This window comes from Stenotrophomonas sp. Steno-Z1 (assembly GCF_056393175.1).
The window spans coordinates 249,139-271,134 of record NZ_JBWJPB010000001.1; the positions used below are offsets into that span (position 1 = coordinate 249,139).

The window sequence follows — 21,996 nt, forward strand, 5'->3', positions numbered from 1 at the left end:
GCAGGGGTCGGTGTCGATACAGTCAATGCACTTCCTTATCGGAACGGAGGGGAGAGGGGGTGTCCGGCGGTGGGCCGGCATCGGTTTCGGGCATCATTTCCAGCGCCGAGGGCGTGGTGCGCAGCATCAGCCGGAAGCCGACCGGGTGCGTGCGCAGGCGCTGGAAGCGCAGCAGGCGGGCGGTGGTGAACGCGGCCAGCGCCACCAGCACCAGCGCGAAATACAGCGGCAGCGCGGCCGGCCCGAAGCGCTGCATCGCCGCGCCGGCCAGCGCCGGGCCAAGCGCGGCGCCCACGCCGTGCACCAGCAGCAGGCTGGAGCAACCCGACAGCAGGTGCGCGCGCGGCAGGTAGTCGAGCATGTGCGCCACCGCGAACGGATACAGCGCGAAGGCGAGCCCGCCATACAGGAAGAACAACCCGAACAGCAGGTGGGTCTGCACCTGGATCATCGGCAGCGAGGCGACCACGGCGATGCCGGCGGCGGCAAGGCTGAGCGCCACCAGCCCGCTGCGGCGGTCGTGGCCGTTGCTGATGTGGCCCAGCGGCCATTGCAGCAACGCGCCGCCCAGGATCGCGGTGAGCATGAACAAGGCCACGCCGTTGCGGTCCAGGCCCACCGCGCCTGCATACACCGGCAGCAGCCCCCAGAACGCCCCCATCGCCAGCCCGGACAGGCCCGCCGCGACGGTGGCCACCGGCGCCATCGCATACAACCGGCGCAGCGCCAGGCGGGTGACCACCGGCACTTCCGGTTGCCGCAGCCGGGTCGCGGTCACCGGCAACACCGCCGCGCAGATCAGGATCGCGGTCAGCATGAACATGGCCATCGCGCTGGCGTCGCCCAGCATCAACAGCACCTGGCCCAGCGCCAACGCCGACAGGTTGACCACCATGTACAGCGAGAACGCACGGCTGCGCCGGGCCGGCTCCGGTTCGGCGTTGAGCCAGCTTTCGATGACGGTGTACAACCCGACCAGCGCGATGCCGGTGGCAACGCGCAGCACGCCCCAACCGAGCGGATTGATCCACAGCGGATGCAGCAGCACCGCGATCGCGGCAAGGGCGGCGAAGAAGGCGAAGGCGCGGATATGCCCGATCCGGCCGATCAGCGAGGGCGCAAAGAAGGTGCCGACGAAAAACCCGGCGAAGTAGCCGGACATCACCAGCCCCAGCGTGCCGGCGCCGAACCCGGCCTGGCCGCCGCGTACCGCCAGAAGGGTGCCCAGAAGCCCGCTGCCCGTGAGGAGCAACGCGACGCCGCAGAGCAGGGCGGTCAGCCGCCACATGCGGGCAGCCTCGGTGGAAATGAAAAAGCGAACACCTGATCCACCCTACCACAGCCCACTTGAAGGCTGCGCCAGCGTGGGGCGACGCACGCGTCGCGTGCGGGTTGCGCTGCCGGGATGAACGCTGGAAACTCCGCGGGCCCCGCGCGGCCGTCGCCTGCGTGCCGGCCCTTGTCATTTTCTTCTCCCGGCCCGCCGGGTGGTTCAACAGGAGTAGCAGGTGTGATCCAGGACATCGATTCGAAGCGCAGCCACGTGCCGGGCAAGATCCTGCTGTACTTCGCCGCGGTCATGCTGGTGGCGCTGCTCGTCTACGGCTGGTCGATGCCGCCGGTGGACGCGTCCGGTTTCCGCCAGACCCAGACGGCGCTGTCCATCGATTGGATCGCGCGTGGCTTCCCGGTGTTGAGCTACATCACCCCGGTGATCGGCGCGCCGTGGTCGATTCCCTTCGAGTTCCCGTTGTACCAGTGGCTGGCCGCGATCCTGGCCAACGCCACTGGCATGGGGATCGACAACAGCGCGCGGCTGGTGTCGGCGGTGTTCCACGTTGGCTGCGTGGTCATGGTGTACCGCGTCGTGCTGGCGATCCGCGCCGATCGCGCGTTGGCGCTGTGCATCGCCGGCGCCTTCGCCGCCTCGCCGTATGCACTTTTCTGGGGTCGATCGGTGATGATCGAGTCCACCGCGGTGTTCTTCGGCCTGGTCTTCGTCTGGGCGCTGGCGCGGCTGCGCGAAGCGCCGTTGGGGTATCCGCGCATGCTCGGGCTGGGCCTGGTCGCGGTGCTGTCGGCGGTACTGTCGGCGCTGGTCAAGGTCACCACGTTCTTCGGGTTTGCCGCGTTCGTTGCCCTGGCCTTCGCCTGGCTGGCGGTGCGCGAGCACGGCTGGCGCCCGGAGTGGCTGGCCCGGCAGTGGCCGCTGTTGGCCTGGGGCGCGTTGTCGGCGCTGGCGGTAGTGGCGGTGATGACCCAGTGGCTCACGCATGCCGACACGCTCAAGGCGCAATCACCGTTGGGCCATGAGATCACCTCCAGCGCGCTGTCGGCCTGGAATTACGGCACGCTGCAGCAGAAGCTGGACCCGGCCACCTGGTGGGGAACGGTGTTCAAGAAGCGCTTCTCCGGCGCGGTCGGCTCGAACTGGGTGTTCCTGGTGTTCCTGGTCGTCGGCCTGTGCGCGCGCCCGATCCGGGCGGCGGTGCTGGTGCTGCTGGTGGCCTACCTGGCGCCGGTGGCGGTGTTCACCAACCTGCACATCGCCCATCCGTACTACCAGGCCGCCACCATCGTGTTCGCCACCTCCATCGTCGGCCTGGTGGTGTGGTGGAGCATCCAGCGCGCCCAGGCCAGCGGCAAGACGACGCGGCCGATCTGGCTGGTCGGCTTCCTGTGCCTGCTGTCGTTGGGCACCCTGGGGGGCAGCTACTTCAAGCGCATGAAGGAGGCCCGCGAGCCGGGCCAGGTGGCGCAGATCGCCGCCGTGGTCAAGGCGGCAACGCCCGAGGACAGCGTCATCGTCGGCTTCGGCCAGGACTGGTCCTCCGAGCTGCCGTACCTGGCCGGCCGGCGTGCGGTGATGGTGCCCGACTGGGCCCCGACCACCGCGCTGGCCTCGATGGCCGCGTCGGATGCGGCGCTGGGGGGGCTCCCGCTCGGCGCGCTGGTGGAGTGCCCCAACGCCATTGGCAGCGATCCGGCGCGCAGTGCGCACCTGCAGCAGATCATCGCCAGGTACAGCGCTGGCGTCAGCGTGCAGACCGTGGGGCAGTGCCAGGTCTGGCTGCACCGCTGAGCGCATGCGCTGGCCGGCGCCGTGGTTTGCGCCGGCCGTCCTGCGCCGTTAGGGTGGGGGCATGAATGTTTCCGTCGTCGCTCCCGCTGTTCTCCTGCTGGCGCTGGCCGCCTGTTCCCGCCACCCCGATGCGGTGCCGCACGACATCGCCAATGCGCCGGCCGATGCCTTCCTGGCCGCGGTCGCCGCGCATTGCGGCAAGGCCTATGAAGGCCGGGTGATCGCCAACGAACCGCGCACCGATGCGCCCGATCCCTTCGACGGCAAGCGCTTGGTCATGCACGTGCGGGGCTGCGAGGACACCGCGCATGAGCTGCGCATCCCGTTCCACGTGGGCGACGACCACTCGCGCACCTGGGTGATCAGCCGCACCGAGCACGGCCTGCGCCTGAAGCACGACCATCGGCATGCCGACGGCAGCCCGGACGCGGTGACGATGTACGGCGGCGACAGCGCGCCACCCGGCACCGCGCAGCGCCAGTCCTTTCCGGTCGATGCCGACTCGGTGGCGATGTTCCGCAAGGCCGACATGCTGCCGTCGGTACACAACACCTGGGCGATGGAGATCGAGCCGGACCAGCGCTTCGTCTACGAGCTGACCCGGCCCGGCGGGCGGCGTTTCCAGGTCGAGTTCGACCTGCGCAGACCCGTCGCGCTGCCCCCGCCACCGTGGGGCAGCACCGCACGCTAGTGCCGGCCGCTGGCCGGCTCCTGGCCTGGCTGCCGGTTGGCTGCCGCCCAACCGGCCCGCTTCAACCGCTCAACGCACCCCGAATCGCGCACGGCAGCCGTTGCTGACCCACAGACTGCCATTGGTGTAGCCCCAGCTGCGGCCTTCCACGCAGGCACTGCCGGACAACTGCTGGAGCAGCACCGGGCGGCCCTGGCGGGCTTCCCAGGCACAGGTCTGCTGGCGGTTGCTGTTGCTGCTGCAGGTCACGCTGTAGTTGCTGTTGCCGCCACCATTGCCGCCACCATTGCCGCCACCCCAGCCACCGCGGGCCTCGGCGAACTCGCCGCGGCACCCGCGATTGACCCAGATCGCGCCATTGCGCACGCCCCAGGTCTGGCCCTCCACGCAGGCCGAGCCGGACACCTGCCGCACCAGCGTCGCATTGCGCCAGCCGGTGTTGCAGGTGCGTTCGCGGTTGTCCTGGCTTTCGCAGCGGATGGTGCCGCCGGTGCTGCCACCGTTGCCGCCGCCCCAGTTGCCGCCGTTGCCACGGCCTTCGACGAAGTCGGCCCGACAGCCGCCGCTCACCCACACCGTGCCGTTGCGCGAGCCCCAGGTGCGGCCCTCCTGGCAGGCGGTGCCGGAGATCTGCCGCGACAGCCGGGCGCTGCGCCAGCCGGTGTTGCAGACGCGCTCGCGGTTGTTCTGGCTTTCGCAGCGCACCGTGCCGTTGTTGCCGCCACTGCCGCCGCCGTTCCAGCCACCGCCACCGCCACCGGTCAGCGAGGTGGCGATGTCCTGCTTGATCCGCGAGAAGCCCCAGCCGGAATTGACCTGGGCCAGGTAGAAGCGCAGCTGGTCGTCGGGGATGCGCCGGCCGTTGGACTGGTCGGCGTACTCCTGGGTGATCACCCGCGAACGGTCGCTGGAGGACAACTGCGCCAGGTTCTCGGGCGCGTAGGCGCGGGTGCTCATCTGGGCCTGTACGGCCGGGGCGCTGCAGCCCAGTGCGAGGGCCAGGCAGGCAATCGTGAGGCGACGGTTCATGGCGACATCCCCTTGCGGTCGTTGGTGCGCGGACTATAGGAAGGGGGCGGGTTCACGGGGCGTGATGCCCGCCAGCCCCCGGCCCGGCCCCAGGCGGGGCAGGGGGCGGCGCCGGCCGATTTGCCCCGGCGCAGGCTACGCCGCAGAATAAAGGGCTGTCCGGCGCAACCTGGTGCCGGCATTCTCCTGCGGAGCTTTACCCCCATGCGTACCCACTTCTGTGGCCTGGTCGACGAGACCCTGATTGGCCAAACCGTTACCCTCGCCGGCTGGACCGACGTTGCCCGCAACCAGGGCGGCGTGTGCTTCATCGATCTGCGCGATCATGAAGGCATCGTGCAGGTGACGGTGGAAGTCGACAACGCGGCCGTGTTCGCCGTGGCCGCCAGCCTGGGCTACGAGGACGTGCTGCAGGTGGAAGGCGTGGTGCGTGCGCGCCATGCGGTCAACGACAAGATCCGCACCGGCAAGGTGGAAGTGATCGCCACGGCCATCACCGTCCTCAACAAGGCCGAGCCGCTGCCGTTCCACGCCCACGAGAACCCGGGCGAGGAAACCCGCCTGAAGTACCGTTACCTGGACCTGCGCCGCCCGGAAATGCAGCGCATGCAGCGCACCCGCATCAAGCTGGTACAGGCCCTGCGCCGCCACCTGGACGCCACCGGCTTCCAGGACATCGAAACCCCGATCCTGACCAAGGCCACCCCGGAAGGCGCGCGCGACTTCCTGGTCCCCGCGCGCATGCACCCGGGCGAGTTCTACGCCCTGCCGCAGAGCCCGCAGCTGTTCAAGCAGATCCTGATGGTGGCCGGCTTCGACCGCTACTACCAGATCGCGCGCTGCTTCCGCGACGAGGCCCTGCGCGCCGACCGCCAGCTGGAATTCACCCAGCTGGACATGGAGTTCGCCTTCGTCCGCGAGCAGGATGTGCAGGACTTCGTGGAAGGCATGATCCGCGCCATCTTCAAGGAAGTGGTCGACGTGGAGCTGGCCGCCAGCTTCCCGCGCATGACCTGGGCCGAGGCGATGCGTCGCTACGGGTCGGACAAGCCGGACCTGCGCATCGCGCTGGAACTGGTGGACGTGGCCGAGCTGGTCAAGACCAGCGAGTTCCCGGTGTTCACCGCCGCCGCCAATGATGCCGACGGCCGTGTCGCTGCGCTGCGCATCCCGGGCGGGGCCACGCTGAGCCGCAAGCAGATCGACGAGTACGCCGCGCATGCCGCCAAGTACGGCGCCAAGGGCCTGGCCTACATCAAGATCGCCGACAACGGCGAAGTCAGCTCGCCGATCGCCAAGTTCTTCAGCGAAGACGCCTTCGCCGCGCTGGTCGCCCACGTCGGGGCCGGCAACGGCGACATCGTGTTCTTCGGCGCCGGTGGCTACAACAAGGTGTCCGACTTCATGGGCGCGCTGCGCCTGAAGGCCGGCAAGGACTTCAACCTGGTCGCCGACGGCTGGGCACCGCTGTGGGTCACCGACTTCCCGATGTTCGAATACGACGACGAAGCCCAGCGCTACGTCGCCCTGCATCACCCCTTCACCGCCCCGGCGGTGGACGACATCGCCGACCTGCGCGCCAATGCGAAGACCGCCGTGTCGCGCGGCTATGACATGGTGCTCAACGGCAACGAGATCGGCGGCGGTTCGATCCGTATCCACCGCTCGGACATGCAGAGCGCGGTGTTCGAACTGCTCGGCATCGGTGCCGAAGAGGCCGAGGGCAAGTTCGGCTTCCTGCTCGATGCCCTGCGTTTCGGCGCGCCGCCGCACGGTGGCATCGCCTTCGGCATCGACCGCATCGCCGCGCTGATGGCCGGCACCGAGTCGATCCGCGATGTCATCCCGTTCCCCAAGACCACCGGTGCGCAGTGCCTGATGACCGGCGCCCCGTCGCCGATCCCGGACGAGCAGCTGGCCGAAGTGCACGTCCAGGTTCGCCCGCGCAAGAACTGATCCACACCTACCGACCCGGAGAGCCAGGCAATGAGCGAGTTCGCGTTTTCGCTGGAGTGGGAAAAGCTGGGCAATGAAGGCGCCGACGCCAACCTGATCACCGAACGCGCCCGCGTGTTCGGTGGCTGGCTGGTGCGCGTGGGCACCAACCCGGCCGCCATGGCCTTGACCTTCGTGCAGGACGGCGAAGGCCGTTGGGATGGCGAGGACTTCGGCGTGGAAGATTACGAAGAAGACGAGGAAGACGACCTCGACGAGGACGAAGAGGACGAGGACGAAGAAGAAGGCGACGAGGACGAGTACGAGGACGAGGAAGAAGAGGAGGGCGACGAGGAAGACGACGCCCCCCACGGAGCGCAGGCCTGAGGCCTGCCCGGACCTGACCGTGTACGCCATCCGCCGCGCCACCGTCGACGATGCACCGACCCTGTCGGTGCTCGCTACGCGGACCTTCGTGGAGACCTTCGGGCATCTCTATCCCGCGCAGGACCTGCAGGATTTCCTGGACGAGGCCTATGCGGTCGACCGCCAGCACACCATCCTGGCCCACCCGGACTATGCGGTATGGCTGCTGGAGCGGGACGGGGTGGCCGTGGGCCATGCGGCGGCTGGCCCCTGCGGCCTGCCGCACCCGGACGTGCAGCCCGGCGATCGCGAACTCAAGCGCCTGTACCTGATCAAGGACGAGCAGAGCTGTGGTTGGGGCAGCCGGTTGCTGGAAACCGCGCTGGACTGGCTCGAACGCGACGGCCCGCGCACGCTGTGGCTGGGCGTGTGGTCGGAGAACTTCGGCGCGCAGCGGTTCTACGCGCGCTATGGGTTCAGCAAGGTGGGTACCTATGAATTCCCGGTCGGCAGCGTCCGTGACCTGGAGTTCATCCTGCGCCGCCCGCCCGGCCCGGCGCGCTGACCCCCGGCGTTCAGCACCACAACCGAATGGACCGCAACGGCTTCACTTGCCGTTGGCCGGTCCATTCGTCTAATGGGGGCATCGCGCCGAATCGACGCATCATGCTCCCTGCCTTGCACGTCCCCCCTTCCAGGCCCGCCCCATGACTCCCCCCGTTTTACTGCTGCACGGCATCTGGAACGCCCGCGCGTGGGTCGGCCCGCTGGCCTGGCGCCTGCGCGCCCGCGGCTTCAGCGTCGATACCTTCGGCTACTCCAGCGTCTTCGGCGGGCCCGACGTGGCCGTGCCGCAACTGCTGGAGCGCCTCAAGGGCTCCGGCCCGGTCTCGCTGGTCGGGCACAGCCTGGGCGGGCTGGTGGCGCTGGAAGCGTTGCGGCAGCAGCCGGACCTGCCGGTCTCGCGGGTGGTCTGCCTCGGTTCGCCCCTGCGCGGCAGTGGCACCGCCCGCTCGCTGGCCGAACACGGCTGGTCGCTGGCGCTGGGCCGCAGCAGCGACCTGCTGCTGGATGGCCTGCCGGCCTGGGAGGGCCGGGCCAAGGTGGGCCTGATCGCCGGCTCCGTGCCGCACGGGCTGGGCAGCCTGCTGGGCGCGATCGGCACCGCCTCCGACGGCACCGTGGCCCTGGACGAGACCCAGCTGCCGGGCCTGGCCGACCATTGCGTGGTCGCCGCCAGCCACAGCGGCCTGGTGTTCTCCCCGGACGCAGCGCGCCAGACCGCCGCCTTCCTGCGCGATGGCCAGTTCCGCCACGACCGGGCCGCCCACGCCGCCTGAGCCCGGGGCCGGGCTAACACGGTACAGGCGGGGGATCAGGTAGAATCCGCGCCCTGTTCCTCACGCAAGCACGGAAACACCCATGGGTAGAGGCCCCTCGATCGAGAACCGCAAAAACGCGTCTGACGCGAAGCGCGGCAAGATTTTCACCAAGATCATCCGCGAGATCGGCGTTGCCGCGCGCGGCGGTGGAGGCGACCCCAACAACAACCCGCGGCTGCGGGTTGCCATGGACAAGGGCCTGGCCTCGAACATGTCCAAGGACGTGATCGAACGCGCCATCAAGAAGGCCACCGGCGAGCTGGAAGGCGTGGAATACGAGGAGATCCGCTACGAGGGCTATGCCCCCGGTGGCGTGGCCGTGATCGTGGACTGCCTGACCGACAACCGCGTGCGCACCGTGGCCGATGTCCGCCACGCGTTCAGCAAGTGCGGCGGCAACATGGGCACCGAAGGCTCGGTGTCCTTCATGTTCAAGCGCGTGGGCGTGCTGCATTTCGCCTCGGGCGCCAATGAAGAAGCCATCACCGAAGCGGCCATCGAGGCCGGCGCCGACGACATCGTGGTCTATCCGGAGGATGGCGCGATCGACGTGCTCACCGCCGCCGACAGCTACCACGCGGTCAAGGATGCGATGGACGCGGCCAAGCTGACCCCGGACCACGCCGAACTGACCTTCCGTGCCGACAACGACATCAAGGTCGAGGGCGACACCGCCCTGCAGGTCAAGAAGCTGCTGGACATGCTCGAAGACCTGGACGACGTGCAGGACGTGTTTTCCAACGCCGATCTCGGCGCGGACGCCTACGCCTGAACGGACGCCCCACCGGTCGCTTTGCGCGACCGGTGAGCGGACAATGCGGACCATGATGACTCCAGCCGTTTCCTGCCATCGCCGCCGCAGCCGTTCGTCCCGGGCCATGCCCGGCCGCGTGCGTGCCGCATGACCCGCATCCTCGGCATCGACCCCGGTTCGCAGCGCACCGGGGTGGGCATCATTGATGTCGACGCCACCGGCAAGGTGGTGCACGTGCACCACCTGCCGCTGGTCCTGCTGGGCGCCGACGATTTTCCCCAGCGCATGAAGCTGCTGGTGCTGGGCCTGAACGCCCTGGTCGAGGAATACCGGCCGGACGAGGTGGCGATCGAGCGGGTGTTCATGGCCCGCAACCCCGATTCGGCGCTCAAGCTGGGCCAGGCGCGCGGCGCGGCGATCTCCGCCGTGGTCATGCGCGACCTGCCGGTGAGCGAGTACGCCGCCACCGAGATCAAGCTGGCCGTGGTCGGTCGCGGCGGCGCGGAAAAGCAACAGGTCCAACACATGGTCGGGCTTATGCTCAACCTCAAAACCAAGCTGCAGGCCGACGCCGCCGATGCGTTGGCCGTGGCCATCACCCACGCCCACGTACGGGCCACGGCGCAGCGCCTGGGCGTCAACGCCCGCATGGCCTGGAGCCGCAAATGAGGAACACTGCATGATTGGTCGTCTGCGCGGGATCGTGGCCTACAAGGCGCCGCCGTGGCTGCTGGTCGACGTCAATGGCGTCGGTTACGAGCTGGAGGCGCCGATGAGCACCTTCTACGACCTGCCCGAGCTGGGCCGCGAGGTCACGCTGTTCACCCATTACGCGCAGAAGGAAGACAGCGTCTCGCTGTACGGCTTCCTGCGCGAGGGCGAACGGCGGCTGTTCCGCGACGTGCAGAAGGTCAGCGGGATCGGCGCCAAGATCGCGCTGGCGGTGCTGTCCGGGGTGAGCGTGGACGAGTTCGCGCGCATGCTGCAGGCCGGTGACATCACTGCGCTGACCCGCATCCCCGGCATCGGCAAGAAGACCGCCGAGCGCATGGTGCTGGAGCTGCGCGACCGCGCGGCCAATTTCGGTGGCGGCGGAGCGCCGATCGCGGGGGCCGCGCCGGCCACCGACCCGGTGTCCGAGGCGACCGTGGCGCTGCAGCAGCTGGGCTACAAGCCGGCCGAGGCCGCGCGCATGGCGCGCGATGCCAACGCCGAGGGCGACGATGTCGCCACCGTCATCCGCAAGGCCCTGCAGGCCGCGCTGCGCTGAGCCGCGCGCCGCCTCTTCCCTGATCCCGACCGCGCCCGCCCGGAGCCCCATGTCCCCCTCTCCCACCCAGCACGACAGCGGCCACGCCGCGCACGGCCACGCGCCGGCGGCCGGCGGCATGGCGCTGATGATCGGCGCCATCGGCGTGGTCTTCGGCGACATCGGCACCAGCCCGTTGTACACGCTTAAGGAGGCGTTCTCGCCGCACTACGGCCTCAACAGCGACCACGACACGGTGCTGGGCGTGCTGTCGCTGGCGTTCTGGGCGTTGAACATCGTGGTCACGCTCAAGTACGTCACCATCATCATGCGGGCCGACAACGAGGGCGAGGGCGGCATCATGGCCCTGATGGCGCTGACCCAGCGCACCCTGCGCAACGGCTCGCGCTCGGCCTACGTGGTCGGCATCCTGGGCATCTTCGGCGCCTCGCTGTTCTTCGGCGACGGAGTGATCACCCCGGCCATCTCGGTGCTGGGCGCGGTGGAAGGCCTGGAGGTGGCCGCGCCCGGGCTGCATGCGTTCATCGTGCCGATCACGGTGGTGGTACTGCTGGCGGTGTTCGCCGTGCAGCGCTTTGGTACCGAGAAGATCGGCAAGCTGTTCGGCCCGATCACCTCGATCTGGTTCATTTCGCTGGCCGCCATCGGCATCTGGAACATCGTCGATGCGCCCGAAGTGCTCAAGGCGTTCAACCCGATGTGGGCGCTGCGCTTCTTCATGGAGCACGGCTGGCACGGCATCTTCATCCTCGGCGCGGTGGTGCTGGCGGTGACCGGTGGCGAGGCGCTGTATGCGGACATGGGCCACTTCGGGGCCAAGCCGATCCGCCACGCCTGGTACTTCTTCGTGCTGCCGTGCCTGGTGCTGAACTACCTGGGGCAGGGCGCGCTGGTGCTCAACAACCCGGAGGCGGTCAAGAACCCGTTCTTCGAGGCGGTACCGGACTGGGCGCTGTACCCGATGATCATCCTGGCCACCATGGCCGCGGTGATTGCCTCGCAGTCGGTGATCACCGGGGCGTTCTCGGTGTCGCGCCAGGCCATGCAGCTTGGCTACATCCCGCGCATGCGCATCACCCACACCTCGCACGACACCATCGGCCAGATCTACATCCCCGGCATCAACTGGGGCATCGCGGTGATGGTGATCGGGCTGGTGCTGGCCTTCCGCAGCTCGTCCAACCTGGCGGTGGCCTACGGCATCTCGGTGTCGGCGACCATGCTCATCGACACCCTGCTGCTGGCGCTGGTGGCGCGCGCGCTGTGGCCGACCTCCCGCTACTGGATCATCCCGCTGTGCGTGATCTTCTTCGCCATCGACCTGGGCTTCGTGATCGCCAACGGCGCCAAGCTGCTGCAGGGGGCGTGGTTCCCGGTGGTGCTGGGCATCGTGCTGTTCACCATGATGCGCACCTGGCGGCGTGGCCGCGAGCTGCTGCGCGATGAGATCCGCAAGGACGGCATCCGCATCGATACCTTCCTGCCCGGGCTGATGCTGGCCCCGCCGGTACGCGTGCCGGGCACCGCGGTGTTCCTCACCGCCGACCCCACCGTGGCCCCGCATGCGCTGATGCACAACCTCAAGCACAACAAGGTGCTGCACGAGCGCAACGTGTTCCTGCACGTGGTGACCCTGCCGGTGCCGTATGCGCCGGAGGGCCAGCGCCTGAAGATCGAGTCGGTGGGCGATGAGTTCTACCGCATCTACGTGCGCTTCGGCTTCATGGAGACTCCGGACGTGCCGCTGGCCCTGATGCGCTCGTGCGACCACGGCGGCATCTACTTCGATCCGATGGACACCACCTTCTTCGCCAGCCGCGAGACCATCGTGGCCACCGCCAACCGCGGCATGCCGATCTGGCGCGACAAGCTGTTCGCGCTGATGCACCGGAACGCGGCCCCGGCGACCGGCTTCTTCCGGATTCCCGGCAACCGGCTCGTCGAGCTGGGGGCGCAGGTGGAGATTTAATCGCCACCTGCGTCCCAAGGTTTGCTTCGCAAACCTTGGGCCCCGGGCGCATTCCACCTGATCCCCGCGCCTTCGGCGCGCCCCCTTGAAACGCAGTCGCCGTTGGCGCCGGCGTTCCGCGCATTCCACCTGATCCCCGCGCCTTCGGCGCGCCCCCTTGAAACGCAGTCGCCGTTGGCGCCGACGTTCCGCGCATTCCACCTGATCCCCGCGCCTTCGGCGCGCCCCCTTGAACACCAAGGGGGCTCTCCTCCAGGCGCTTGGCGCGAGCTGTGACGAAGAGCCTTTGGGTTGCCTGCCTGGCGGCGCGCGGCGTGGTGGCGAAGGCGGGGTGGGTCCGCTTGCAGGGGCGTGGAGCGCCATGGATGGCGCGACCGAGGCTACAAGGACGTACGTGCGCCGTCCCCCGCAAGGGGGCCCATCCCGCTGTCCCTCAGTACACCGGCTGTTGCCTTGGCTCTTGCCGGGCAGAGCCCGGCGCTACGCGCGGCGCCGGACGCAGCCCGGCCGAACCTCCCTCTTTTGCCGCATAATTGCCGAATGACAGACGACCGCATCATCGGTGCCGGTGCCACCCGCGAAGACGAGGGCACCGATGCCAGCATCCGCCCCAAGCGCATGGCCGATTACCTGGGCCAGGCGCCGGTGCGCGAGCAGCTGTCGATCTACATCGAGGCGACCAAGGCCCGCGGCGACGCGCTCGACCACGTGCTGATCTTCGGGCCGCCGGGGCTGGGCAAGACCACCCTGAGCCATGTGATCGCCAATGAGCTGGGCGTGGCCCTGCGGGTCACCTCGGGGCCGGTCATCGAAAAGGCCGGCGACCTGGCCGCCCTGCTGACCAACCTGCAGCCGCACGACGTGCTGTTCATCGACGAGATCCACCGCCTCTCGCCCGTGGTCGAGGAAGTGCTGTACCCGGCGATGGAAGACTTCCAGATCGACATCATGATCGGCGAGGGCCCCGCGGCCCGCTCGATCAAGATCGACCTGCCGCCGTTCACCCTGATCGGGGCCACCACCCGTGCCGGCCTGCTCACCGCGCCATTGCGCGACCGTTTCGGCATCGTGCACCGGCTCGAGTTCTACACCCCGGACGAGCTGACCAAGATCGTGCGGCGCTCGGCGGCCATCCTCAACATCGACTGCACCGCCGACGGCGCCGCCGAGATCGCGCGGCGCTCGCGCGGCACCCCGCGCATCGCCAACCGGCTGCTGCGCCGGGTCCGCGACTATGCCCAGGTCAAGGCCGCCGGCCACATCGACCAGGACGTGGCGCAGGCGGCCATGCAGATGCTCAAGGTCGACCCGGAAGGCTTCGACGAACTGGACCGGCGCATGCTGCGGACCATGGTCGACTACTTCGATGGTGGCCCGGTCGGCATCGAATCACTGGCCGCGGCGCTGTCCGAGGAACGCGGCACCCTGGAAGACGTGGTCGAACCCTACCTGATCCAGCAGGGCTTCCTGATTCGTACCGCGCGCGGCCGCATGTGCACGCACAAGGCCTACCGGCACATGGGGTTGAAGCCCAAGAACCCGCCCGCGGACCTGTTTGCCGAGGCGATCGATGGTAATTGATCCCCGGTTCAGTTGGCCGACACGCATATATTGGGAAGATACCGACGCTGGCGGGGTGGTCTACCACGCCCGCTACGTGGCCTTCATGGAACGCGCTCGGACCGAATGGATGCGGGCGCTCGGCTTCGGCCAGGAGCGCACGCGCACCGAGCATGGCCTGGTGTTCGCGGTCCGCGCGATGACCATGGACTTCCTCAAGCCGGCGCGCCTGGACGATGCGCTGGAGGTGACCGCCACGCTGGTGCAGTGCAAACGCGCCAGCATGGTGTTCGACCAGCGCGTGTGTCGCGGCGATGAAACGCTGCTGACCGCCCAGGTCAGGATTGCGGCATTGGATGCCTCCACCTTCAAACCACGCGGCATGGACGATGCACTCCTGGCCGCGTTGAAACCCTACGAACTTCAAGTATCCGCACAGTGAGGAACAACGGATGATCGCAATGCTCCTGGCCCTGCAGGCCACGGTGACCGAGGCGCTGCCGCAGGAAGTGACCAGTGCTGCGGCGCAGACGGTCGCGCAGGCCGCGCACGGCGGTGGCATCAACTACCTGGACCTGATGGTCAAGGCCAGCATCCCGGTGAAAATCATCGTGCTGCTGCTGCTGGCCGGCTCGTTCATCAGCTGGGTGATCATCTTCCGCAAGGCGCGCGTGTTCAACGCCGCCAACCGCGAGGCCGACGAGTTCGAAAGCCGCTTCTGGTCCGGTGCGGACCTGGGCAAGCTGTACAGCTCGGCCACCGACCGCAACCGCAAGGTAGGCGGCCTGGAGGCGATCTTCGAAGCCGGCTTCCGCGAGTTCACCCGCCTGCGCGACAAGCGCCGACTGGACGGCCGCGCCCAGCTCGAAGGTGCCCAGCGCGCCATGCGCACGACCTACACCCGCGAAGTGGACCAGCTCGAGCGCAGCCTGGAACTGCTGGCCAACATCGGCTCGACCGCCCCGTACGTGGGCCTGGTCGGCACCGTGTTCGGCATCATGGTGACCATGCACGACATGATCAACAGCGGTGAGCAGGCCGGTATCGCCTCGGTGGCCCCGGGCATTTCCGAAGCGTTGTTCGCCACCGCCATCGGCCTGTTCGTGGCGATCCCGGCGGTGTGGGCCTACAACCGCTTCACCACCCGCGTGGAGCGCATGTCGGTCCGCTTTGAAACCTTCGCAGAAGAGTTCAGCTCGATCCTGCAGCGCCAGAGCGCCGGCGACGAGTAAGCGCCCCGCACCAAGGACCCTGCCATGACTGCTGCCATCGGCCGCCGCAAGCGCCGCAAGCTCAAATCCGAAATCAACGTGGTGCCCTACATCGACGTGATGCTGGTGCTGCTGATCATCTTCATGGTCACCGCGCCGCTGCTCACCCTGAGCTTCGATGTGGACCTGCCCAACTCCCAGGCCAAGGCCCTGGAAAGCAAGCAGGACCCGGTGATCGTCTCGGTCCGCCTGGACGGCCAGCTCAGCCTGAAACTGCCCGACGCCAAGGAACCGGCCCCGATGGAGGCCGGCCAGCTGCAGGCGCAGCTGGGCGCACTCGCCGCGCAGGACAAGAACCTGCGCGTGATCGTGGCCGCCGACAAGGCCGTGGCCTATGAAAAAGTGATCGCGGCCATGGACGTGATCAAGCGCGCCAACGTGGAAAAGGTGGGCCTGGCGACCGATGCACGCTGAAGCCCTGCCACCGCAGCGCCCGTCCGAGGAGAAGTGGGGTCTGCCGATCGCGCTGGCGCTTGGCGTGCACCTGCTGCTGGCGCTGGTGTTCATTGCCGCCTGGCTGTGGTCGCCGCAGCGCACCACCGAGGCCGCCGCCGGCGATCCGGCGATCGAAGCCAGCATGCAGTTGTCCGCCTCCGAGGCGGCTGCCGCGCGCCAGGCGCTGCGTGCCTCGGAAAAGCTGCCGGACCTGCCCGAACCGGTGCTGCCGCCCGAGCCGATCCCCGAAGACACCGTGCCGCCGCCGCAGCCGATCGAGGAGCCGCGTCCGCAGGACGCACCCACGCCGCAGCAGCAACAGGCGCAGGAGCGCGTGGCCCAGCCCGACACCGTCGACCAGGACGCGGTCAACGCCCTGGCGATCTCGGCTGAAAAGGCCAAGCAGGAGCAGGAGGCCAAGCGCCGCCAGGAACAGATCGACCTGACCGAGCGCAAGCGCCAGGAGCAGGCCGAGCAGAAGCTGCGCCTGGCCAAGCAGCAGGAAGAGGCCGATCAGAAGAAGAAGCTGGCCGAGCAGGAGCAGAAGGCCAACGACGCCAAGGCCGACGCCGAACGCGACAAGAAGCTGGCCGAGATCCGCCGCAAGCGCGCCCAGGCCGAAAACGAAGCCAAGCTGGCCGAGCAGAAGCTGCGCCAGGTGACCGCCGCGCGCGCGGCGACCGGCACGGCCGCCACCACCGGCGCCACCGGCGTGGCCAAGCCGGCCTCCGGCGCCGGCGGTACCAGTGATGATCTGTCGGCCAAGTACGCCGCGGCCATCCAGCAGAAGGTGAAGGGGCAGTGGACCCGTCCCGATTCGGTCCCGCTGGGCCAGCGCTGCCAGGTCTCGATCACCCAGATCCCGGGCGGGCAGGTCATCCAGGCCAAGGTCGTGGGCAACTGCGCGTTCGACGAGGCCGGCAAGCGCTCGATCGAGGCGGCGGTGCTCAACGCCCAGCCGCTGCCGTACCGCGGCTTCGAGTCGGTGTTCCAGCGCACGATCAACTTCAACTTCACCGCGCAGGATTGATCCCGCGCGGTCCGTGACCGTCCTGCGACCATCGAGGCCTTCCCGATGAAACCAACCTCCCTGCTTGTGACCCTCGTGGCGCTGGCGTTGCCGTTGCTTTCCCGGGCAGGCACCGCGCCTGCGGGCGCAGATGCCGCCGCCGCCGGCCGCCCCGCGGCCAGCCGCCTCGTGGCTCCGGCCGACGACGAGGCGCTGCGCGCCCGGTACGCCGCTGCGATCCGCGACGCGATCATCGCGCAGTGGTCGATCGGCGCGTCGGTGCCCTCCGGTGCGCGCTGCCGGCTGGCGATCAGGCAGTTGCCGGGTGGGGCGGTGGGCTCGGTCCAGGCCGATCCTGACTGTGAGTTCGACGCGGCCGGGCGGGCCGGGCTCGAGCGTGCCGTCATGCGCGCCCAGCCGTTGCCCTACCGGGGCTTCGAGCGGGTGTTCGAGCGCAGCCTGAACCTCCAGTTCACCGCCCCGCGTTAACGGATGGTGAGTTTCGGGGGCGCGGTGACTCTGCTTTCACGCACCTTTGGTTCATGATTGCGAAACGGTTCACTGCCGCCCTGTTATCCCTCGTTGCTGTTTCCCCCTATTGAGCGATCCATGAAGAAGATGCCTCGCTGGCTTGCCGTATTCGCGGCCCTGTTGTTGCCCTTTGCTGCCGTGGCGCAGCAGAAGGGGCTGGATATCGACATCATCGGCGGCAACGCCTCCGCTACCCCGATCACCGTCGTGCCCATGCCGTACCAGGGCTCGGCCGGTGCGCCGCAGACCGATGTGGCCGCCGTGGTCCGGGCCGATCTGGAGCGCTCAGGCCAGTTCCGCACCCTTCCCGAGGCGCAGATCGTCGAAAAGCCCACCCGTGGTAGCGAGATCCAGTTCGCCACCTGGCGCGCGCTGAAGCAGAACTACATCGTGGTCGGCCGCGTCATGGACGCCGGCGCCGGCGCCTACCGGGTCGAGTACGAGCTGTACGACGTGCCCAAGGGCGAGCGCCTGCTGGGCCTGGCGATGACCGCCCGTGGCAATGCCATGCGCGATGTCGCCCACCAGATGGCCGACGCCATCTACGAGAAGATCACCGGGGTGCGTGGCGCCTTCTGGACCCGCATTGCCTATGTCACCGCCAGCGGCAAGGGCGATGCCATGCGCTATGCGCTGATGGTGGCCGATTCGGATGGCTTCAACCCGCAGACCATCGTCCGCTCGGCCGAGCCGCTGCTGTCCCCGTCGTGGAGCCCGGACGGCAACCGTCTGGCCTACGTCAGCTTCGAGCGGGGCAATTCGGCGATCTACATCCAGAACATCTCCACCGGCGCCCGGGAACTGGTCACCAGCTTCCGCGGCATCAACAGCGCCCCGTCGTTCTCCCCGGACGGCCGTCGCCTGGCCCTGTCGCTGTCGCGCAGCGGCAACCCGGAAATCTACGTGATGGACCTGGGCAGCAAGCAGCTGACCCAGCTGACCAACCACTTCGCCATCGACACCGAGCCGACCTGGAGTGCAGACGGTTCCAGCGTCTATTTCACCTCCGACCGTGGCGGCCGCCCGCAGATCTACCAGGTGCCCTCCAGCGGTGGCAGCGCCTCGCGCGTGACCTTCCAGGGCAACTACAACGCCACCCCGAGCCTGTCCTTCGACGGCAAGAAGCTCGTGGTGGCCCAAGGCAGCGGCAATACCTACAAGATCGCGATGATGGACAGCAGCCTGGGCTCGGCGCGCTGGAGCACGCTGTCGCCGGGGTCGCTGGATGAATCGCCGAGCTTTGCGCCCAACGCAAGCATGGTGTTGTACGCCGCCCGCGAGGGTGGTCGTGGCGTGTTGTATGCCGTTTCGGCCGATGCGCGCGTGCGCCAGCGGCTGGTGCTGGCGGACGGTGATGTTCGTGAGCCTTCTTGGTCGCCATACCGTACAAAGCGCTAACAGAGTGTTAAGATTTCCACCGTATTCATCCCACATCCGGCTTTAGGAGCCTCAAAGGTATCGCCATGAACAAGACCACCCGAGTTCTGCTTGTCTCCCTGCTGTCCGTGGCCGCCCTGGCCGGTTGCTCCAAGAAGGTGAAGGAACAGCCGGCAGCCGCGGTTGATACCGGCTCCTCGTCCACCAGCCCGACCGGCCCGTCGACCTCCGGCCTGTACGGCCCGGGCGACCTGGATACCGATTCCTGCCTCCGCCAGCGCGTGGTGTACTTCGACCTGGACAAGGAAGAAGTGAAGCCGGAATTCCAGGCCATCATGGCTTGCCACGCCAAGTACCTGCGTGACCGTCCGTCCTCGCGCATCACCCTGCAGGGCCACACCGACGAGCGCGGTTCGCGCGCGTACAACCAGGCCCTGGGCGAGCGTCGTGGCAATGGCGTCAACTCCGCCCTGCAGGCCAACGGTGGCTCGGCGTCGCAGCTGACCGTCGTGTCCTACGGCGAAGAGCGTCCGGTCTGCACCGAGTCGGGCGAGTCCTGCTGGTCGCAGAACCGTCGCGTCGAGATCGTGTACACGGCTCAGTAATAGATGCGCTTTCGATTTCTATCGATGATCGTTGCGGCAGCCCTCGTGGCTGCCGCTCCGGCCAATGCGCAGCGGCAGAGCCTGGCCGACCGCGTCGGCTCGCTCGAGCAGCAGGTGCAGAACAACCAGTCCAACATGGACATGCTCAACCAGCTCAACCAGCTCCGCACCCAGGTGCAGGCGCTGCAGTCGCAGGTCGAGCAGTTGCAGCATGACAACGAACAGCTCAAGCAGTCTGCCAAGGACCAGTACCTGGACCTGGACAGCCGCCTGAACCGTCTCGAAGGCGGCGCCCCCGTGCTCCCCGCCGCACCCGCCGCCGCCGCGCCCAAGCCGGCAGCAGCAGCCCCCACTCCGGCAACGGCCGCTTCCGAGCGGCCGCCATCCGTGCATGGCGATGCTGGCAGCCTGGCCGCCAGTGGCGATGAGCGTACCGCGTACAACGTGGCGTTCAATTCGCTCAAGGCGGGCAACTACGACGACTCGGCCCAGCTCTTCCTGAGCTTCCTCGAGTTGTACCCCAACGGCGTCTACACCCCCAATGCCCTGTATTGGCTGGGTGAGAGCTATTACGCCACCCGCAATTTCCCGCTGGCTGAGGCGCAGTTCCGCGACCTCATCTCGCGCTACCCGACCCATGACAAGGCGTCCGGTGGCCTGCTCAAGATCGGCCTGTCGCAGTATGGCGAAGGCAAGGTCGACCAGGCCCAGGCGACGCTGGAACAGGTCGTGTCCACGTATCCGGGCTCGGACGCCGCGCGTACCGCGCAGGACCGCCTGCAGTCGATCCGGCTGGGCCAGCAGATCCGCTGAACGGCGCCGGGTCGCTCCACGCGGCCGTGCCGGTATAATCACCGGTTGCATCCCCCGATATCGGGGCTCCCGTAGAGCCGAGCCATGCTCGGCTATAGCCGTTTCCGCAGCCGTCCCCCAAGAATCACCGCCATGACCGTTTCCTTGTCCGCCGCCGCCGCGCTCCCCAGCGAGATCGTGCAGTCGCCGTTGCCGCGCCTGAAGATCACCGAGATCTTCACCTCGCTGCAGGGCGAAGCCGATACCGCCGGCTGGCCGACCGTGTTCGTGCGCCTGACCGGCTGCCCGCTGCGCTGCAGCTACTGCGACACCGCCTATGCCTTCCATGGCGGCACCTGGTGGGACATCGACGCGATCGTGGCCGAGGTGCTGGCCCAGGGCGTCCACCACGTCTGCGTGACCGGTGGCGAACCGCTGGCGCAGAAGCGCTGCCTGGTGCTGCTGGAAAAGCTGTGCGACGCCGGCCTGGACGTGTCGCTGGAGACCTCCGGTGCGCTGGACGTCAGCGCGGTCGATCCGCGCGTGTCGCGCGTGGTCGACCTCAAGACCCCCGGCTCCGGGGAGATGGCCCGCAACCTGCTGGACAACCTGCCGCTGCTGACCCGCCGCGACCAGATCAAGTTCGTGCTGTGCAGCCGCGAGGACTACGACTGGGCACGCGGCATGGTGGCCGAGCACCGGCTCAACGAGCGCTCGATGGTGTTGTTCTCGCCGAGCAAGGGCCAGGTCAGCCCGCGCGAACTGGCCGACTGGATCGTGGCCGACCGCCTGCCGGTGCGTTTCCAGATGCAGCTGCACAAAATCCTCTGGGACGACGAACCCGGCCGTTGATCCCGGCGAGCGAGCGGTCGCGCGCTACGCCTTTTTTTGAAGTCATCCCGGCGCGGGACAGCGTGCTGGCTCCCGCAACCCACCGGAAACACCCCCATGAAGAAAGCAGTCGTCCTCCTGTCCGGCGGCATGGACTCCGCCGCCGTCATCGCCATCGCCCAGGAACAGGGCTTTGCGGTGCATGCCCTGAGCGTGCGCTATGGCCAGCGCCACACCTCCGAACTCGATGCCGCCGCCGCGGTCGCCAAGGCGCTGGGCGTGGTCGCGCACAAGACCGTCAACGTGGACCTGCGCAGCATCGGCGGTTCGGCGCTGACCGACGACATCGATGTGCCCGACGCGGGCGGCGAGGGCATCCCGGTCACCTACGTGCCGGCACGCAACACGATCATGCTCTCGGTCGCGCTCGGCTGGGCCGAAGTGCTGGGCGCCAACGACATCTTCTGCGGCGTCAATGCGGTCGACTATTCCGGCTATCCGGATTGCCGGCCCGAATTCATCGCCGCCTTCGAGGCGCTGGCCAACCTGGCCACCAAGGCCGGCGTGGAAGGGGCGGGGATCAAGGTCCACGCACCGCTGCAGTTCCTGAGCAAGGCCGACATCGTGCGTGAAGGCGTCCGCCTGGGCGTGGACTTCGGCCTGACCGTGTCCTGCTACAGCGCCGACGACAGCGGCGCGGCCTGCGGCCATTGCGACGCCTGCCGCCTGCGCGCGCAGGGCTTCACCGAGGCCGGCGTGCCCGACCCGACCCGTTACGCCTGATCCCCGCACGGGTACGCCTGGGCGCCAAGATAGGTTAGAATGCGCACCCCCGGCAGCGATGCCGGGGCAAGCAATGGGCCGTTAGCTCAGTCGGTAGAGCAGAAGACTTTTAATCTTTTGGTCGATGGTTCGAATCCATCACGGCCCACCAATTGCATCAACGACTTAGGCGCCCGCAGGGCGCCTTTTTTGTGTCTCCGGAAAAGTTGCCGGAAAATTCAGCGCTTGGGGAGCGGTTTCACGAGCAACACATCTTGATCGTAAAACTGCCGCATCGGTTCAGATTCGTGGCCACCCGAGATATTGTTTTCGCTGTCGGCAAGG

23 protein-coding genes and 1 tRNA gene are annotated in these 21,996 nt (G+C 68.2%); 22 read left to right on the forward strand and 2 right to left on the reverse strand.

The features are described 5' to 3' along the window. Nucleotides 1–22 precede the first annotated feature (22 nt). Complete coding sequence (locus AC06FD_RS01035) at nucleotides 23–1,288, reverse strand: MFS transporter (protein ID WP_478047252.1); 1,266 nt, start codon at nucleotides 1,286–1,288, stop codon at nucleotides 23–25. A 222-nt stretch (nucleotides 1,289–1,510) separates the two neighbouring features. Between AC06FD_RS01035 and AC06FD_RS01040 the strand changes: the two genes are divergently transcribed. Both AC06FD_RS01040 and AC06FD_RS01045 read left to right on the forward strand, forming a co-directional pair. Then, nucleotides 1,511–3,082, forward strand: a complete 1,572-nt coding sequence (locus AC06FD_RS01040; RefSeq protein ID WP_478076781.1) for an ArnT family glycosyltransferase — start codon at nucleotides 1,511–1,513, stop codon at nucleotides 3,080–3,082. A gap of 61 nt (nucleotides 3,083–3,143) precedes the next feature. After that, nucleotides 3,144–3,773: a hypothetical protein gene (locus tag AC06FD_RS01045; protein WP_478076782.1), complete on the forward strand. Its 630-nt coding sequence runs from the start codon at nucleotides 3,144–3,146 to the stop codon at nucleotides 3,771–3,773. A gap of 69 nt (nucleotides 3,774–3,842) precedes the next feature. On the opposite strand, the gene AC06FD_RS01050 is transcribed toward AC06FD_RS01045, so the two are convergent. Continuing rightward, complete coding sequence (locus AC06FD_RS01050; RefSeq protein ID WP_394161301.1) at nucleotides 3,843–4,538, reverse strand: DUF3011 domain-containing protein; 696 nt, start codon at nucleotides 4,536–4,538, stop codon at nucleotides 3,843–3,845. A 468-nt stretch (nucleotides 4,539–5,006) separates the two neighbouring features. Here AC06FD_RS01050 and aspS point away from each other — a divergent pair, with 468 nt between their 5' ends. The 20 genes from aspS to AC06FD_RS01150 all read left to right on the forward strand — a co-directional run bounded on the left by aspS (nucleotide 5,007) and on the right by AC06FD_RS01150 (nucleotide 21,823). Further along, nucleotides 5,007–6,758 carry an aspartate--tRNA ligase gene (aspS, locus tag AC06FD_RS01055; protein WP_394161165.1) on the forward strand — a complete coding sequence of 584 codons (1,752 nt, stop codon included), beginning with the start codon at nucleotides 5,007–5,009 and terminating at the stop codon, nucleotides 6,756–6,758. 30 nt (nucleotides 6,759–6,788) lie between these two features. Further along, nucleotides 6,789–7,124, forward strand: coding sequence for a DNA primase (locus AC06FD_RS01060; protein WP_259206364.1), 336 nt, complete (start codon nucleotides 6,789–6,791; stop codon nucleotides 7,122–7,124). Nucleotides 7,125–7,143: 19 nt separating this feature from the next. Continuing rightward, a complete protein-coding gene (locus AC06FD_RS01065) occupies nucleotides 7,144–7,668 on the forward strand; it encodes a GNAT family N-acetyltransferase (RefSeq protein WP_259206363.1) in 525 nt (174 codons plus the stop codon). A gap of 142 nt (nucleotides 7,669–7,810) precedes the next feature. Beyond that, nucleotides 7,811–8,443 carry an esterase/lipase family protein gene (locus AC06FD_RS01070; RefSeq protein ID WP_259206361.1) on the forward strand — a complete coding sequence of 211 codons (633 nt, stop codon included), beginning with the start codon at nucleotides 7,811–7,813 and terminating at the stop codon, nucleotides 8,441–8,443. An 82-nt stretch (nucleotides 8,444–8,525) separates the two neighbouring features. After that, nucleotides 8,526–9,257 (forward strand): YebC/PmpR family DNA-binding transcriptional regulator, encoded by a 732-nt coding sequence (locus AC06FD_RS01075; RefSeq protein ID WP_259206359.1) that lies wholly within the window; start codon nucleotides 8,526–8,528, stop codon nucleotides 9,255–9,257. A gap of 129 nt (nucleotides 9,258–9,386) precedes the next feature. Further along, on the forward strand, nucleotides 9,387–9,908 hold the full coding sequence (gene ruvC, locus AC06FD_RS01080) for a crossover junction endodeoxyribonuclease RuvC (RefSeq protein ID WP_259206357.1): 522 nt from the start codon (nucleotides 9,387–9,389) through the stop codon (nucleotides 9,906–9,908). A gap of 10 nt (nucleotides 9,909–9,918) precedes the next feature. After that, a complete protein-coding gene (gene ruvA, locus AC06FD_RS01085) occupies nucleotides 9,919–10,509 on the forward strand; it encodes a Holliday junction branch migration protein RuvA (protein WP_259206356.1) in 591 nt (196 codons plus the stop codon). Between the two features lie 49 nt (nucleotides 10,510–10,558). Further along, a complete protein-coding gene (locus tag AC06FD_RS01090) occupies nucleotides 10,559–12,478 on the forward strand; it encodes a potassium transporter Kup (protein WP_449334629.1) in 1,920 nt (639 codons plus the stop codon). Nucleotides 12,479–13,018: 540 nt separating this feature from the next. After that, nucleotides 13,019–14,059 carry a Holliday junction branch migration DNA helicase RuvB gene (gene ruvB, locus AC06FD_RS01095; protein WP_259206352.1) on the forward strand — a complete coding sequence of 347 codons (1,041 nt, stop codon included), beginning with the start codon at nucleotides 13,019–13,021 and terminating at the stop codon, nucleotides 14,057–14,059. After that, nucleotides 14,049–14,480, forward strand: coding sequence for a tol-pal system-associated acyl-CoA thioesterase (gene ybgC / locus AC06FD_RS01100; RefSeq protein WP_478076783.1), 432 nt, complete (start codon nucleotides 14,049–14,051; stop codon nucleotides 14,478–14,480). The genes ruvB and ybgC overlap by 11 nt, the downstream gene beginning before the upstream one ends. 10 nt (nucleotides 14,481–14,490) lie before the next feature. Then, a complete protein-coding gene (gene tolQ / locus AC06FD_RS01105) occupies nucleotides 14,491–15,270 on the forward strand; it encodes a protein TolQ (protein WP_259206347.1) in 780 nt (259 codons plus the stop codon). Between the two features lie 24 nt (nucleotides 15,271–15,294). After that, nucleotides 15,295–15,723: a protein TolR gene (tolR, locus tag AC06FD_RS01110; RefSeq protein WP_259206344.1), complete on the forward strand. Its 429-nt coding sequence runs from the start codon at nucleotides 15,295–15,297 to the stop codon at nucleotides 15,721–15,723. Beyond that, nucleotides 15,713–16,774, forward strand: a complete 1,062-nt coding sequence (gene tolA, locus AC06FD_RS01115; protein ID WP_394161152.1) for a cell envelope integrity protein TolA — start codon at nucleotides 15,713–15,715, stop codon at nucleotides 16,772–16,774. The genes tolR and tolA overlap by 11 nt, the downstream gene beginning before the upstream one ends. Before the next feature lie 45 nt (nucleotides 16,775–16,819). Continuing rightward, complete coding sequence (locus tag AC06FD_RS01120; RefSeq protein WP_478076784.1) at nucleotides 16,820–17,242, forward strand: hypothetical protein; 423 nt, start codon at nucleotides 16,820–16,822, stop codon at nucleotides 17,240–17,242. Nucleotides 17,243–17,362: 120 nt separating this feature from the next. After that, nucleotides 17,363–18,682, forward strand: coding sequence for a Tol-Pal system beta propeller repeat protein TolB (tolB, locus tag AC06FD_RS01125; RefSeq protein ID WP_259206339.1), 1,320 nt, complete (start codon nucleotides 17,363–17,365; stop codon nucleotides 18,680–18,682). Nucleotides 18,683–18,747: 65 nt separating this feature from the next. Further along, nucleotides 18,748–19,266: a peptidoglycan-associated lipoprotein Pal gene (pal, locus tag AC06FD_RS01130; RefSeq protein ID WP_259206338.1), complete on the forward strand. Its 519-nt coding sequence runs from the start codon at nucleotides 18,748–18,750 to the stop codon at nucleotides 19,264–19,266. A gap of 3 nt (nucleotides 19,267–19,269) precedes the next feature. Continuing rightward, nucleotides 19,270–20,079, forward strand: coding sequence for a tol-pal system protein YbgF (ybgF, locus tag AC06FD_RS01135; protein ID WP_259206337.1), 810 nt, complete (start codon nucleotides 19,270–19,272; stop codon nucleotides 20,077–20,079). A 132-nt stretch (nucleotides 20,080–20,211) separates the two neighbouring features. Then, nucleotides 20,212–20,910 carry a 7-carboxy-7-deazaguanine synthase QueE gene (gene queE, locus AC06FD_RS01140; protein WP_259206336.1) on the forward strand — a complete coding sequence of 233 codons (699 nt, stop codon included), beginning with the start codon at nucleotides 20,212–20,214 and terminating at the stop codon, nucleotides 20,908–20,910. Nucleotides 20,911–21,006: 96 nt separating this feature from the next. Then, entirely contained in the window at nucleotides 21,007–21,672 is a 666-nt protein-coding gene (gene queC / locus AC06FD_RS01145; RefSeq protein WP_259206335.1) for a 7-cyano-7-deazaguanine synthase QueC, read from the forward strand. Between the two features lie 75 nt (nucleotides 21,673–21,747). Then, nucleotides 21,748–21,823 (forward strand) — tRNA-Lys (locus AC06FD_RS01150). The last annotated feature ends 173 nt before the right edge of the window (nucleotides 21,824–21,996 follow it).

What these genes read in the sequence shown, in the direction of transcription:
- queE (WP_259206336.1), top strand. Translation starts at nt 20,212, where the DNA reads ATGACCGTTTCCTTGTCCGCCGCCGCCGCGCTCCCCAGCGAGATCGTG.
- tolR (WP_259206344.1), top strand. Translation starts at nt 15,295, where the DNA reads ATGACTGCTGCCATCGGCCGCCGCAAGCGCCGCAAGCTCAAATCCGAA.
- ruvB (WP_259206352.1), top strand. Translation starts at nt 13,019, where the DNA reads ATGACAGACGACCGCATCATCGGTGCCGGTGCCACCCGCGAAGACGAG.
- AC06FD_RS01070 (WP_259206361.1), top strand. Translation starts at nt 7,811, where the DNA reads ATGACTCCCCCCGTTTTACTGCTGCACGGCATCTGGAACGCCCGCGCG.
- ruvA (WP_259206356.1), top strand. Translation starts at nt 9,919, where the DNA reads ATGATTGGTCGTCTGCGCGGGATCGTGGCCTACAAGGCGCCGCCGTGG.
- aspS (WP_394161165.1), top strand. Translation starts at nt 5,007, where the DNA reads ATGCGTACCCACTTCTGTGGCCTGGTCGACGAGACCCTGATTGGCCAA.
- tolA (WP_394161152.1), top strand. Translation starts at nt 15,713, where the DNA reads ATGCACGCTGAAGCCCTGCCACCGCAGCGCCCGTCCGAGGAGAAGTGG.
- AC06FD_RS01060 (WP_259206364.1), top strand. Translation starts at nt 6,789, where the DNA reads ATGAGCGAGTTCGCGTTTTCGCTGGAGTGGGAAAAGCTGGGCAATGAA.
- AC06FD_RS01035 (WP_478047252.1), bottom strand. Translation starts at nt 1,288, where the DNA reads ATGTGGCGGCTGACCGCCCTGCTCTGCGGCGTCGCGTTGCTCCTCACG.
- AC06FD_RS01045 (WP_478076782.1), top strand. Translation starts at nt 3,144, where the DNA reads ATGAATGTTTCCGTCGTCGCTCCCGCTGTTCTCCTGCTGGCGCTGGCC.
- AC06FD_RS01090 (WP_449334629.1), top strand. Translation starts at nt 10,559, where the DNA reads ATGTCCCCCTCTCCCACCCAGCACGACAGCGGCCACGCCGCGCACGGC.
- AC06FD_RS01120 (WP_478076784.1), top strand. Translation starts at nt 16,820, where the DNA reads ATGAAACCAACCTCCCTGCTTGTGACCCTCGTGGCGCTGGCGTTGCCG.
- ruvC (WP_259206357.1), top strand. Translation starts at nt 9,387, where the DNA reads ATGACCCGCATCCTCGGCATCGACCCCGGTTCGCAGCGCACCGGGGTG.
- pal (WP_259206338.1), top strand. Translation starts at nt 18,748, where the DNA reads ATGAACAAGACCACCCGAGTTCTGCTTGTCTCCCTGCTGTCCGTGGCC.
- ybgF (WP_259206337.1), top strand. Translation starts at nt 19,270, where the DNA reads ATGCGCTTTCGATTTCTATCGATGATCGTTGCGGCAGCCCTCGTGGCT.
- tolQ (WP_259206347.1), top strand. Translation starts at nt 14,491, where the DNA reads ATGATCGCAATGCTCCTGGCCCTGCAGGCCACGGTGACCGAGGCGCTG.
- ybgC (WP_478076783.1), top strand. Translation starts at nt 14,049, where the DNA reads ATGGTAATTGATCCCCGGTTCAGTTGGCCGACACGCATATATTGGGAA.
- AC06FD_RS01075 (WP_259206359.1), top strand. Translation starts at nt 8,526, where the DNA reads ATGGGTAGAGGCCCCTCGATCGAGAACCGCAAAAACGCGTCTGACGCG.
- queC (WP_259206335.1), top strand. Translation starts at nt 21,007, where the DNA reads ATGAAGAAAGCAGTCGTCCTCCTGTCCGGCGGCATGGACTCCGCCGCC.
- tolB (WP_259206339.1), top strand. Translation starts at nt 17,363, where the DNA reads ATGAAGAAGATGCCTCGCTGGCTTGCCGTATTCGCGGCCCTGTTGTTG.